The organism is Halotia branconii CENA392 (assembly GCF_029953635.1).
Lineage (GTDB): Bacteria > Cyanobacteriota > Cyanobacteriia > Cyanobacteriales > Nostocaceae > Halotia > Halotia branconii.
This window is the reverse complement of the sequence record NZ_CP124543.1, coordinates 4,182,953-4,196,342: the sequence shown is the minus strand read 5'-3', so window position 1 is coordinate 4,196,342 and position 13,390 is coordinate 4,182,953. Positions and strand designations below refer to the sequence as shown.

Below are 13,390 nucleotides of genomic sequence, written 5' to 3'. Positions count from 1 at the left end.
TTTCACTACTTGTGAGAAATCCGGGACTAAGTGGGTGTTTCTTCCTGCCCACCATACGCGATGCAAACGGTTTAGGATAGTTTGAGGGCTTAGTTCTTGTCGGTGCATCAGATGCGTTGATGGCAACTAATTTTGCTCCTTCTGACATAAAAACCTCGTAAGACGGAATGACTATTGATATTTTTCCTGAAGTAGCGATCGCCAGTCGCTAATTGCCTTTTCTGTCCACAACCAATTGTTACTTAATTTATTTACCTGAAAATTAACTGGATCATCTTTAAGCACCATTTGACGTAGTTTGATCGCTTCTTTCATATATTGTGCTTGTTTGGCAGCAGGTTGATTCAGTGCAGATTTATACAACCCAATAGCTAAACCAGCATAAGAAGTTAAAGCATCTTGAGGGACTGATCCTTTAAAGGATACTACTGCGTTAGAAGTTGCGTTTTGTTGTCTCAGCGCTAAATCCAACGCCGTTAGCCAAGAATCATTGGCTCGATTGACATTGCCTTCTGCGTAGTAAGCAAAACCCAAAGCATTTTTATACAAAAATGAGTCTGGTTCAGCCTTAACAGCACTTTCCCAATAACGGCGGGCATCATCAATACTATATTTGTCGTCTCCAGTTTGAATTAGCTGCCACGCTAATCGCCCTTTGAAAAAGTTGACAGATGCCTCATTAGCTTGCTTTTGGGGAATCAGATTCAAGGCAGTTTGAGCAGCATTAAGTGCGCCACGATTGAGAAGTTCTTCGACAGCTACCAGCCCAGGTTGTAAGTCTCCTTGGCTCAATTTTTCCGTAGCATTAGCGGTAACAATTTCAGTAGGAGCTTTTTGTAAGTTGATTTTAGAATTATTTTGGGTGGTTTGAGATTGTGTAGGAATTACTGGTATATCGGACGATACTAACATCTGGCGATTTTGCCACCACCAACCCAAACCGATCACTGTGGCGATCGCACTTGCGCCTACGATGCCCAAAATAGCCTGCCGTTGACGAATGGTGAGATGTTTTGATGTGGCTTGTTGCGATGAGGCTAGTTGTAAATTTTCTTCGTTTTCTGCAAAATTTCGGTTAGTTTCGGTTAGGGCTTCTGGCACTTCTTCTTGTAACCCTGCTTGCTGATTAATAAAAGCAATTTCCCCTTGATGTTGATTTTCTCTTGCCTGTTGCACCAGTTCCTCATCGCCAGGAAATTGCTGATGATTTGCTTTTTGGTTATCCAACTGGCGAAATAAATCCGAAACTAAAGCAGAATCTTCTGCATAGCTTGGATCATCTGTATAAATGGGATCATCATACTCAATTTCATCAACCAGATCGCCCCAAGTCTCTTCACCCAGCCAATCCAACCCAGAAGGATCATGAGGCAAACCAGAGGAGATCATATCCTCCATTGGTAAATGCATCTCATCATTCTCTGCCATCGCCGAGTACATCATATTGGGATTGATCTGTAAAGGCGGCCTATAATTATTCGGCGATTCCGTATTTGCATTTAAAGAAATTTCTGGGCAGAGAAAACCGTCAAACTCTGGCTGGAGATACAAAATTGGTAAAGCCCAATACATTTGGTGAGAACCATAAGCAGAAATTAAGCCCTGACGCACTCGACTCACACACAAATCTACAGGATATCCTTGACTAAGGTTGCGGTAAAACAATTGTGTAAGGGTTAGTGCTACTTCATCAGGAATCCGTTCTGACATTGCTAAAACGCCCCTGATCCCGCGTTTTACCAAACTTTCTGAAAGGTTGCGTTCACCTGTATCGCCAACACTATCCGAGTTAGCTGTGTATGTTCCCCAACAGGAATTAAACACCGCCATTTGGATATTATTATTAACCAGCAAACCCGCCAAATCATCTCCGCTGAGAGTTTCTGTTAAGCCAGTTCTGCTACTAACTAAATAAATTTCGCCACCGTTTGGTCCTAAGCTACTATGACCGGAGTAGTGTAGAACTTGATATCTTCCTTGTTCTAAAGCTTGGGTTAATTCTTCTCGTCCTGGTTGATCAAGCAAAGTGAGTTCAATTTCGGGGAGGCGATCGCCACCTTCAGCGGTTCGGGATATTTTTCGATGCAGTTCAGCTTGTAATCTCATCGATTCTTGCTTCAGCAACTCCAACCGGACTTGATCTGGGGGTGATGCCAGTACCATCAAAACTTTTACGCCACCTTCTTCAGGCGTGTTTGAGTTATTTCTTGATGGGAAACGAGAAGCCGCTAAAATTCCACTTTGGTAGCGAGAAAAAGCCACATAAGGGCCAGTGGCAAGGGGGCGATCGCCTGCGTGCATCACTTCCCACGGCAGACGCGCTAGTCTTGTGTCTTTTAACCCCAAGCGTAGGCGCAGGACTTCTTGGTGATTTTGGGCAATACCTTGGGCAGTAATCCAACTATCCCTGAGAGTGCCTTGAAACAGTGCGTTATAAAATTGCTGACCCAATGCCACCAAGTTAACAGAGTTTCTGGCGAACATGTCTCCCTGCAATACCGACTTTAGTGGGTCATTCATTAAATGCCCAGCTGCGGTCAACCATTCAGTTACAGGCCACGTCACTAGTTCTTCTGCCAAGGGAACCCCAGGCGCGACTCGTTCCGTCCGCACCAAGTAGTCATTTTGCCCTACTGGCGTTACAGAAACATGAAATTCCTGGGTCACAACTTCTCCTGTTCGCCTCCTAAATCTAGTTTGAAACGCGAAAGTTTCAAGTCGATTTTTTGCTCCTGCTGATAACTTAGATGCATCCTGTTACTGAATGTTTCTGAACCAAGTTCTTTGACCTGATAGGCTTCTACAACTTTATCCGGATTGGCTAGCATCTGCATAGAACAATTTATTGGTAGATGCACCTTGATCTTCAACTCCCCTAGTCGGCTAACACTCACTAGGGGTTTTTTTATTGGCAAAACAGCAACAACCATAATTATCAAGCATTTGTCCGGAAAATGATGATTGTGACGTGAATCTTTAATTGGTAGATGCACCCTGATAACTAACTCCCCTGACTGGCTAACACTGGTTGGGGGATTTTTTTAGGGCAAAACAGCAACAACCATAATTATCAGACATTAATCCGGAAAATGATGATGTGACGTGAACATTTAATTGGTAGATGCACCCTGATAACTAACTCCCCTGACTGGCTAACACTGGTTAGGGGATTTTTTTAAGGCAAAACAGCAACAACCATAATTATTAAACATTTGTCCGGAAAATGATGATTGTGACGTGAACATTTAATTGGTAGATGCACCCTGATAACTAACTCCCCTGACTGGTTAACATTGGTTGGGGGATTTTTTTAGGGCAAAACAGCAACAACCATAATTATTAAACATTTGTCCGGAAAACAATGATTGTGACGTGAACATTTAATTGGTAGATGCACCCTGATAACTAACTCCCCTGACTGGCTAACACTGGTTAGGGGATTTTTTTTGTTGAGTTTATTGGGCAACAACCATAATTATTAAATATTTGTCCGGGAAATGATGATTGTGACGTGAACATTTAACTGGTAGATGCACCCTGATAACTAACTCCCCTGACTGGCTAACACTGGTTAGGGGATTTTTTTTGTTGAGTTTATTGGGCAACAACCATAATTATTAAATATTTGTCCGGGAAATGATGATTGTGACGTGAACATTTAACTGGTAGATGCACCCTGATAACTAACTCCCCTGACTGGCTAACACTGGTTGGGGGATTTTTTTAGGGCAAACTAGCAACAACCATAATTATTAAACATTTGTCCGGGAAATGATGATTGTGACGTGAATCTTTAATTGGTAGATGCACCCTGATAACTAACTCCCCTGACTGGCTAACACTGGTTGGGGGATTTTTTTAGGGCAAACAGCAACTCCGTTGATAAAAATTCTATCCGAAAGATGCTGATTGCGCCTTTAACAAATCAATTATTGATAAACGTAACCCTGATAATTAACTCTCCTAGTCGGTTGCCACCACCGGGGGATTTTTTTGTGCTGAGTAAACAGCACTATTAATTGTGACAATTTTATCCGGAACATGCTGTCTAATCCTAGAACAAATTATTAGTAGATGCACCCTGATAACTAACTTCCCTAGTTGGCTGCCACCACTGGGGAATTTTTTTTAGAAAAAACAACCTCGGTTTGTACAGATTAATCCGGAGGATTGCGCTTAATCTTAGAACATTTAATTGGTAGATGCACCCTGATAATTAACTCCCCTGGTTGTTTAACACCCTCTAGGGGATTTTTTTGGTAAATATTTTGCTTGTGTAGGTTGCCTACTTGGTAGTTGCTTAGGGCAATATTCTAGCGCAAGTCGAGAACAATATTCTAGCGTAGATAACATACATTTCTATTAATGTCACACTTTGCTGACACAAATTTACTTTGAACTCTCGCAATTATCCTCTTCACTGATAGTTTTTTTAGGTTACTCTTAGCGCTATGAAATTAATTTAGGTGCTTTAACTCTTAGTATTGGCCAAACCACTAATTATTTAAAGATATTGATTGTTTCGCATTGTACCGAGTATCTGCTTGCCGGAGGCATTGCTCAAAAACTGTTATGGGATTTACACCTTATAAACACCGCAGTCCGCTAATCATATCATTGATTTTGATTAATTTTCCATAAGTAAATCTGTGAAATAAAATCAAACTATGTGAATAAAAGTAAATAAAGCTCAAACTCTTTCTCCCTCTGCCCCCTGCCCCCTGCCCGAAAACTTGATCCCGCAAGTGGCGTGAAGTTTTTTATTTTTTCCTATAATTTTTACGTCTAAATACTTAATGTCCATATTTTGGACTTATGACAATATGATTGGCTCTCAAGAGCCATGCTAAATGCTAAAATGTATCGCCTACATGCAAAAGAGGCGCAGAGCCAGATGAATTTAGCTGTCATTAAGTTTTCTTCCGAAGAGTGCGGTATCTGCCACAAAATGTCTTTCTACGACCAAAAAGTGGCTGAAGAACTGGGTTTGCAATTTATTGATGTGAAAATGCAAGACACAGCTACTTACCGCAAATATCGCCAAGTGTTGCTGAGCCAGTATCCCGATAAATCAGAGATGGGATGGCCTACTTATATTATCTGTGATGCTCCAGAAGGAGAATTTCAGATTATTGGTGAAGTTAAAGGAGGCCATCCCAAAGGAGAGTTTAGAAGCCGTCTCCAAGAGGTTCTAAATTCCACAGCTAGTCAGAACTAATTACATCGAAAGATTTTACTTCTAGGACAGGGCCAATCATGGCAGTTGTCATGATATCTTCACGCACCTGTCCTTTAACTTTAGCTTTTTGTCCGGCTTTAAGTAAATTTTTGTCAGCACCTTTGAGGATTTCGTAAGTAACACCCTCATCTGAGACTAACGCCCAAGCGCCCATACCAAGTTCACGCCGTTCAATTGTACCTGTAATTGTGATGCTCATAATTGTAAGTGGGGGAGTAGTGTAGGAGAGGCAAGGGGAGCAGGGGGAGCAAGGAGCAGGGAGCAGAGGGCAGGGAGAAATAGATAATTTTTCTTCATCCCCCTTGCACCCCGCACCCTGCCCCAATTCCTCTTCCTCATGCCCCATGCCCTATGCCCTTTTTTCATCTTTTAATGCTAAACGAGCTAGTCCATAACAAAGTAAGGCATTAGTAATTAAGAAAAATCTGGCTAAGTTACCGCTTCCTAAGCCCCAAACTTCTGGGTCGTACACTGCACTTACTGTTAAACACGCTGCAATACCTAGAGTAGAACCGATGGCGAACCATTTCCAACGAGGATGACCCAAAAGTAATACTACTAAAGCAATGGGAATCAAAACACTGGCAAACAGAGGATTAAAAGCATCAGTGCCTTGTAAAGTGTTGCCTAGTTCGGGAATGGAACTTCCTAAAACTCGGAAAGGCCATTGGGGAAGGTCAAAGATATAAATTCCTTTGAGGAAGAATAACCCAGAACTACCAGCAATTAAGCCACTGGCTAAAGACCAACTCCAAGTGAAGGGGAAGTAAACTCGTAAAAACCAAGCTAGCAAGTATGAACCCAGTACCATTAAAACTTTGGGTAACAATGCTACAACACCGCCATCAATCCAAAAGCCAGGGTTAATGTAGCCGTTATCACGTAACCAGCGGAAGAAATCTTGGAAGCTGATTTGCCCTGTGATGGCAAGTTTAACGGCTGCTTCGGCATTCAGGTGTCCAGCACCGTAATAATTCAAACCATCATCTTGAATAACTCGTGCTGACTGCTTGAGAACTTTTAAAACTTCATCTGGTTCTTTGATGCCAGCTGCTTTAATCAAAGCTGCCACACCTGCAACGTGGGGAGAAGCCATGCTAGTACCCTGGAGTCCTAAAAATACTCCTTGGCCGTTTTCGTCAATGGTTTCTTGCAGAATCGTACCAGTTTCACTGCCACCAGGGGCAGAAATATCAACACCAGCACCAAAGTTAGAATAAGATGCTTTCTCTCCGTCTGGACCGACTGCTGAAACGCCAATCACGTAAGGATAACGTGCTGGATAACTTGCCCCATTAGCATTTTCGTTTCCAGCAGCAGCAATTATGACAACGCCTTTTCTGTGAGCATGTTCAATTGCTTGTTTCATCAACTGGCTTTCACCGCCACCACCCAAGCTCATATTAATTACATCTGCGCCATTATCAGCAGCAAATTTAATTGCTTCGGCAATATCGGCAACAGTACCACCACCATAAGCACTGAGTACCTTCAACGGCATGAGATTAGCTTCGTAAGCAATTCCTGCTACGCCATAGTTATTATTAGTAGATTGAGCTACTGTGCCAGCGACATGAGTACCATGTCCGTGGTCATCGGTGGCTGTTTCGCGGTCGTTCACGAAATCATAGCCTTTGACGAATTTCGTCTCTTGCAAGTCGCGCACTTTAGTAATACCTGTGTCAATCACAGCAACTGTCACGCCGCTGCCTTTAGTTTGACTCCATGCGCCTTCAATGCCGATTTTGTGGAGGTTCCACTGTTTGCTGTAATATTGGTCATTAGGGCCAACTAATGAAGGATTTGCTTTCTCTTTGTTGGGAGTGGGAGATTGCAAAATTGTTCCTAATCCTACACCTTCAATCGGTTGAGGAATTATGTTGTAAATATAATTTGGTTCGATAAACTCTGTCTGTTTAGCAAATTGAGATTTTTTCAGTTGTTTGAGTCGCTGGCGATCGCCTTTGATAATATATACATTGTCTAACGCTGAAAATTTATTGTCTAATTGAGGTGTAACGTTGTATTGTTGAGCGATCGCTTGTAAATCACGCTTCACTGACTCTGTAGGAATATCTTCCCGAAAATCAAGCACAATTGTCTCAAAATCACCTTTGGCTGCTAGTCCTTGAAAATTCCAGAAACCAAACACAGCAGCTATTAACCCGATGACAAACAAGCACAATAATATAAGTCTTCTCATATCAATTCATCACCGCTTTTTGCCAGTTTGCTCACTACCATAACTTATCTCTGTCTCTGATTGATGGATTTTGCACTTTTAGTTACACAAGTTTCACACAGGATTCAGGACTTAAACGATGGAACGTGGTCTTTTGTGGTTGCCTCTATTAGCAGCATTTTTTTGGTTGGCTTGGCAAGGCTCGAAAGAGTATCAAAAAGTCGAAGCTTACCGCACTTGGGCAGAACAATTTGAGAGAGCTAAATACGATATTTATGCTGTATTGGGTCAAAAAGGTCACAATATAACTTGGGGAAAACCCACACCAAAAGGGCCAATTAAATTAGAAACCTTTTCTTTACTTGATATCCAAGAAATCCGACTTTTGATAGATGGCAACCCAGTAGAAATAGAAACTCCTCCCGAAAAAGGTCGGACGATTGAGTTAGAATTTCTTTTTACCAAACCCGCAAACTCGGTACATGTTCCGTTTACAGAAATTCCTTTAGCAGCTCAATGGGGTAAATATTTGCAAAATACATTACTAAACTTACATTCGGAACAAAATCAATAGTTGATAGTCAATATAGCAATCTTAAACTATTTGTCAAATGAGCGTTTTCTTTCCTGGCATACTTGGCAGTTTGTAACTCTCACTGTTTTTAAGAGGATTGCTATACTTAAAAACTGTGATCTGTACTAGTCATATTCTCAACAAATTTATCAATTACGCTGATAATTGCAGTTTTAAACATAGTTATAATAACTATATACCAGTATTTCCAAAACATCTTAATAAGATTAGGAATTTTCTCTAGAGATTTTGTAGTTTATTGAATGAAGTAAGAGAGCGAATGTTCTTGTTAAAGAACATATTTGACCATGAAAAAATTTATTCCTATTTTCGGTATTACTTTACTGCTAAATGCTTGTGTTTCTAGCGTCAACACTGCTTTGCAGGTAAATAATACTGTCAAGCCTCAAGCAGAAAACTGTCCCAAGGCTACAGTCGTATCTTTGCCTGTCCCTAATAAAAATGAAAACTTTTATGACAGATTTAATTTCCACATCCTCAATATTGCATCAGATGTAGATACGATTAAGTTTCAAACTTTAAAGCAAGATTTTGTTTTCTGCCGAAGTAATAATAATTGGACGGTACAACCAGGAAGTCTACCCAAGAAGTTACAACCACCAAATAATTATGCAGAGGTCGCGCAAGAATTAGTGAACCCTAAATTCAAAAATCTTGATTTCCAGGGTGAAAATTATCAATATCGCGTTGTGAGAAAACCGCAGTTTTCATTAGGTGACAATAATATTTCCAGACCGAATGAACCAGAGCCAACTAATGATCAAATTGTATTTGAGTTAATTACTCCTAATAGTAAAGAAACCCAACAAAAAACTTTATATACTCTCAAAGACTTACAAGCAGCAGCAGTAAAAGCTGGGTTTTCTGCAACAGGAAATCAACTCGGTTTTCCTCGTATTACAGCTGCTATAGTTTATGGCGATTCTCTTTGGTGGTCAATTGCTTTTGAGCAAGGTGAAGGTAATACTGGCATCGCTACTATTGTCAGATATAATCCCCAGAATAACAAATTTACCCTAATTCAGCCGCCGGAACTAGGGTTTACACAAATTACTGATTTGGCCATAACTGGAGATGTTAAAAACCCTACTTTTTGGCTGGGTACTAAAGTTAGTGGAGAAGGTAATCTTTACATTCCAGCCAAGGGATTAGTTGCTTATCGTCCCGATTTCCAAAATCCTAATTCTGGTTCTTTGACTAGTTATAATGTTCATAATAGTCCCTTGGTGGGGGCAATTCCTGATAAGCTGAGATTAGAAAACGATCGCCTGTGGGTCAGTACAGCTAACGGTGTTTGTCAAGTTAAATGGCAAGCTGCTGACAATTTTGATAATTGGTCTTGTTGGCGATTTACGGCAATGGCTAAACTACCATCAAAAAAACTACCGCTTTACAGTGGATTGACTAACAAAACTGCTGCTGTTTCTTTATCTGGTAATAATCAAGAAACTATAGAAGTGTTGTGGTGGAGTTTTATTGACTTCCAGACAGGTAAAGGACGCTATGAAGTGAGATATCCTCAAGGTTTCACAGTCAAACTAGATAGAGGCGCAAGTATTTATGAATTGCAGCGTTTTTTGCCGCCAGGAAAACCAGCTGTGGAGTGGCCTGGTTTTGAGTGGCATTGGAATGGTCAACGCTTTGTGCGAGGATTGGATGAAGTTTCTTTGAATTTAGTTGGTGGTGGCCCGCAAGGCATCGGTTCTGGTGAACTTTCTCCCAATATTCCTATTAATTGGAATGCTATGCGTGGCGATTTAGAGTTACTTAATCTTTCTCCTCAATCAACCAGCGTTAAATATTACTCTGGTTGGGTGGACGAAGCGCAACTTCAACCTTATTTAACTGTTGTACCACAAGAGCGATCGCTAAATCCCCAGCCAAATCCTTTGACAGCACTAGCCAAGCAACTACAATCTCGTCAGTAATCTTTTTATCTATGAACGCTGAAACAAAATCCAGGGTGTCTGTGGCTTTAACCATTGCTGGGTCAGATAGTGGCGGTGGTGCAGGGATTCAAGCTGATTTACGCACCTTTGCTTTTCATTGTGTCCACGGTACTAGCGCTATAACTTGCGTTACGGCACAAAATACTTTGGGAGTTATGCGGGTTGATGCTATACCTCCAGAGGCAGTTGTGGCACAAATTCAAGCTGTAATTGAAGATATCGGCGTACAAGCTGCCAAAACCGGAATGTTGCTCAACCAAGAAATTATCTCTGCTGTTGCCCAGCAGGTGGAAACTTTGCAAATCAGCAATTTAGTGGTTGACCCAGTGATGGTATCACGTACAGGAGCGCAATTAATTGACGATGAGGCTGTGAAGACTCTGCGTGATGTTTTGATTCCCCAAGCGACTATCGTCACGCCCAATCGCTATGAAGCACAAATTCTCAGCAATTTACCAATCAATTCTCTAGATGATATGGGTGCAGCAGCTCAAGTGATTTACGAGAACTTAGGGGCGAAGGCTGTTTTAGTTAAGGGTGGGGGAATGCAGGGAACTTTGCGTGGTGTTGATGTTTGGTTTGATGGACAAAAACTGGAAGTCTTGACAACAAAGTTAGTAGAGACAAAAAATACCCACGGTACTGGTTGTACATTATCAGCTGCGATCGCTGCTAATCTAGCGATGGGAAAAGAATTGTGGTCAGCAGTACAACAGGCAAAAGAATATGTTACAAATGCACTCACCGACTCAATAAATATTGGCAAAGGTCAAGGGCCTGTAGGACATTTCTTTTCTTTGTTACATAATTAACCATAAAAAATCTTTGCTCTGGGAGCATTTTTCTATTATTCTTGGGCTAGTTTCCGGGATAACTATCTTTGATAGCATCTTGAAATAATCTCATACCTTAATTTTTGATACCAAGTCACCAATGCGAACAACCACAGGTTCTGTTCACCACAATTCATCAAAACCAAGCTCTCCCACCTATCCCCCGTCTGTTCCCATTTCCGTATACCGAGAATTGGCAGCCGAATTGCAAGCAACACAGGCGAGGTTAGATGCACTTACAAATAAAAATCAACAACTAGTGCAAGAAAACCAACTGCTGCGTCAGGAAATTACTAAAGTTGTTCAGTCTTTTTTACACCTGCAAAACTTAGTAGATTCCCCTGCTATATCCAGTTATCACCAAACTCCACGTACTTCTGCTAATCATCAAGCAACTGAAGCACGTCCACCTCAGCACGTTTCTCGGTCGCGTCAACCTGTTGTTCCTGCCCGTCCTTCTGTAACAGCAGAAGTGCCAAGCCACAAAAGCCGTGCTTCAGATTTTTCTGTACCTATAGGGGAAATAAATTATCCAATGGCCGAAACAGTCTATATAGAAGAGCAGGAAGTCAACTATTACCCTCCCAAACAGACAGAGGTTAAAGAATTTAGTGGCTGGTGGTTAGCTCTTACTATCTTGTTAATTATGTTTACCGCTTTTGGTGCTGGGTACTTAATTGTGCGTCCTTTATTTCAACACCAGAGTCGCTAGAGGATATCCTCGTAGTTGCTGCAAGTATCTAGCTTTTACCTAAATTTACTCAATAATAGAATTTATCTATATTTGGAGTCACGAAAACCACATACAAAAACGCTTGTTAGAAAACAATTGTCATATATTACAACCTCAAGGATTAATCAATTAATCAATGATTGTCACTCTAACTAATGTCAACATTGCTTATTTAGAGTGCATATAGTTTAAAAAAAGTTGTAATTTTTACATATCTATTTGAAATAGTGCGAATGGTGAAACTGTTAGACAACATATCTGGTTAGATAGATAAACGAACCTATTAGAAGTCAGGAGTCGAGAAGATGAAAAAAGTAGAAGCAATTATCCGTCCATTTAAGCTTGATGAAGTGAAAATTGCCCTGGTTAACGCTGGTATTGTCGGGATGACCGTTTCCGAAGTCCGGGGGTTTGGGCGGCAAAAAGGTCAAACTGAACGCTATCGCGGTTCTGAGTACACCGTTGAGTTTCTGCAAAAACTGAAGGTAGAAATCGTTGTTGAGGAAAGTCAAGTTGATATGGTGGTGGATAAAATTATCGCTGCTGCCCGTACAGGGGAAATCGGTGATGGTAAAATTTTCATCTCACCTGTTGAACAAGTTGTGCGGATTCGCACTGGCGAAAAGAACACAGAAGCAGTTTAAATACTGAATACTGTTAGTGTAGCTCGTGCTAAAGAATGAGTTTGGCGTTGCTGAATAGGAAGATGAAGTATATCGAACATGATAACGCTCAGGTAAATTTTCATCTTTGAAATCAGCAACGCTTTCTATTAGACCTCTTGCAAAAATAATTCATGCTAAACTAAACTGTTTAAAAATCTGCATAAAAAAGCAATCGCCTTAGTTAGGAGCGAACACTGCAATAGTTTTAAAGTAATAAGCTATTTGCACTCATTTTCGCAAAACTTTCTACCAGCACTAACGCACTGAATCATGCAGTCATTATGACTACCTCGAAACGTATATCGAACAAAACTACTACAGCCATTAAATATCCAATTTAAAATCACCAGGAGAAATATAAATCCTAAAGTTTGTCGTAAATCACCTAGTATATATTTTCCAATAATCGGCGATTAATTTGACACCATAGCTAGCAAAGTGGAATTAAGACTACTCTAACTAGAACAAGAGAACACTCTTTTCAGCCATACAGATACGCTAGCCAACCACACAATATTCCTTAATGAAATTCTTCGCATCTTACGCAATCGCAACGAGGGCAGCGGAATATGACTCAAGCTTTACCTAAAGTAGTAACTTTTGAAGAATTTGCAAATTGGAAACCAGATAATGGACGTTATGAATTACACAATGGGGTCATTGTTGAGATGTCACAACCATTAGGCGACCATGAAGATATTGTTGGTTTTTTGGTTGAAAAGTTAGTTACAGAATATACCCGTTTAAACTTGCCTTATCGAATACCCAAAACAGCTTTAGTCAAACCACCTGAAAGCGAAACAGGTTACTCACTAGATGTACTTTTGTTAAACCGTCCTAATTTAGCAACAGAACCGAGATGGAAAAATCAATCAACAGTTAGTTATGGTGAATCAATCCCATTAGTAGTAGAAGTTGTCAGTACTAACTGGCGTGATGATTATCTTTATAAAGCTGGCGATTATGAAAAAATTGGTATTCTTGAATATTGGATTGTCGATTATCTTGGCTTGGGTGGAAGACGGTTTATCGGCAACCCCAAACAACCAACTATTTCGATTTATCAACTAGTGGAAAGCGAATACCAAGTTAGCCTATTTAAAAATGGGGAACGCATTGTGTCACCAACATTTCCGCAATTGAATTTAACCGCACAAGAGATTTTTGACGCTGGTTTACAAAGTTAGTTCTTCT

Annotated in this window: 11 protein-coding genes; 7 read left to right on the top strand and 4 right to left on the bottom strand. The window is 40.7% G+C overall.

Features of this window, described 5'->3' with window-relative positions; genetic code table 11:
* Positions 1-171: 171 nt before the first annotated feature.
* Both hetF and QI031_RS18450 read right to left on the bottom strand, forming a co-directional pair.
* Positions 172-2,667: a cell division protein HetF gene (gene hetF, locus QI031_RS18455; protein ID WP_281481117.1), complete on the bottom strand. Its 2,496-nt coding sequence runs from the start codon at positions 2,665-2,667 to the stop codon at positions 172-174.
* On the bottom strand, positions 2,664-2,930 hold the full coding sequence (locus QI031_RS18450) for a hypothetical protein (RefSeq protein WP_281481116.1): 267 nt from the start codon (positions 2,928-2,930) through the stop codon (positions 2,664-2,666). Before QI031_RS18450 ends, hetF begins: the two co-directional genes overlap by 4 nt.
* A 1,964-nt stretch (positions 2,931-4,894) precedes the next feature.
* On the opposite strand from QI031_RS18450, the gene QI031_RS18445 reads away from it, so the two are divergent.
* The gene (locus QI031_RS18445) at positions 4,895-5,218 is read left to right on the top strand and encodes a thioredoxin family protein (protein WP_281486071.1); all 324 of its coding nucleotides are present in this window, start codon (positions 4,895-4,897) and stop codon (positions 5,216-5,218) included.
* Here QI031_RS18445 and QI031_RS18440 read toward each other — a convergent pair.
* Together QI031_RS18440 and QI031_RS18435 are read right to left on the bottom strand one after the other, a co-directional pair.
* Positions 5,205-5,438: a hypothetical protein gene (locus QI031_RS18440; RefSeq protein WP_281481115.1), complete on the bottom strand. Its 234-nt coding sequence runs from the start codon at positions 5,436-5,438 to the stop codon at positions 5,205-5,207. The genes QI031_RS18445 and QI031_RS18440 overlap by 14 nt on opposite strands.
* 150 nt (positions 5,439-5,588) lie before the next feature.
* On the bottom strand, positions 5,589-7,442 hold the full coding sequence (locus QI031_RS18435; protein WP_281481114.1) for a S8 family peptidase: 1,854 nt from the start codon (positions 7,440-7,442) through the stop codon (positions 5,589-5,591).
* Between the two features lie 118 nt (positions 7,443-7,560).
* Between QI031_RS18435 and QI031_RS18430 the strand changes: the two genes are divergently transcribed.
* From QI031_RS18430 to QI031_RS18405, 6 genes are all read left to right on the top strand, one after another.
* On the top strand, positions 7,561-7,995 hold the full coding sequence (locus QI031_RS18430; RefSeq protein ID WP_281481112.1) for a hypothetical protein: 435 nt from the start codon (positions 7,561-7,563) through the stop codon (positions 7,993-7,995).
* 308 nt (positions 7,996-8,303) lie between these two features.
* Positions 8,304-9,944, top strand: coding sequence for a hypothetical protein (locus QI031_RS18425; RefSeq protein ID WP_281481111.1), 1,641 nt, complete (start codon positions 8,304-8,306; stop codon positions 9,942-9,944).
* Positions 9,945-9,955: 11 nt separating this feature from the next.
* Positions 9,956-10,777 (top strand): bifunctional hydroxymethylpyrimidine kinase/phosphomethylpyrimidine kinase, encoded by an 822-nt coding sequence (thiD, locus tag QI031_RS18420; RefSeq protein ID WP_281481110.1) that lies wholly within the window; start codon positions 9,956-9,958, stop codon positions 10,775-10,777.
* Positions 10,778-10,898: 121 nt separating this feature from the next.
* A complete protein-coding gene (locus QI031_RS18415) occupies positions 10,899-11,510 on the top strand; it encodes a bZIP transcription factor (RefSeq protein WP_281481109.1) in 612 nt (203 codons plus the stop codon).
* Positions 11,511-11,836: 326 nt separating this feature from the next.
* Positions 11,837-12,175, top strand: coding sequence for a P-II family nitrogen regulator (locus QI031_RS18410; RefSeq protein ID WP_214441728.1), 339 nt, complete (start codon positions 11,837-11,839; stop codon positions 12,173-12,175).
* A gap of 590 nt (positions 12,176-12,765) precedes the next feature.
* Positions 12,766-13,383, top strand: a complete 618-nt coding sequence (locus tag QI031_RS18405) for a Uma2 family endonuclease (protein WP_281481108.1) — start codon at positions 12,766-12,768, stop codon at positions 13,381-13,383.
* Positions 13,384-13,390 lie beyond the last annotated feature (7 nt).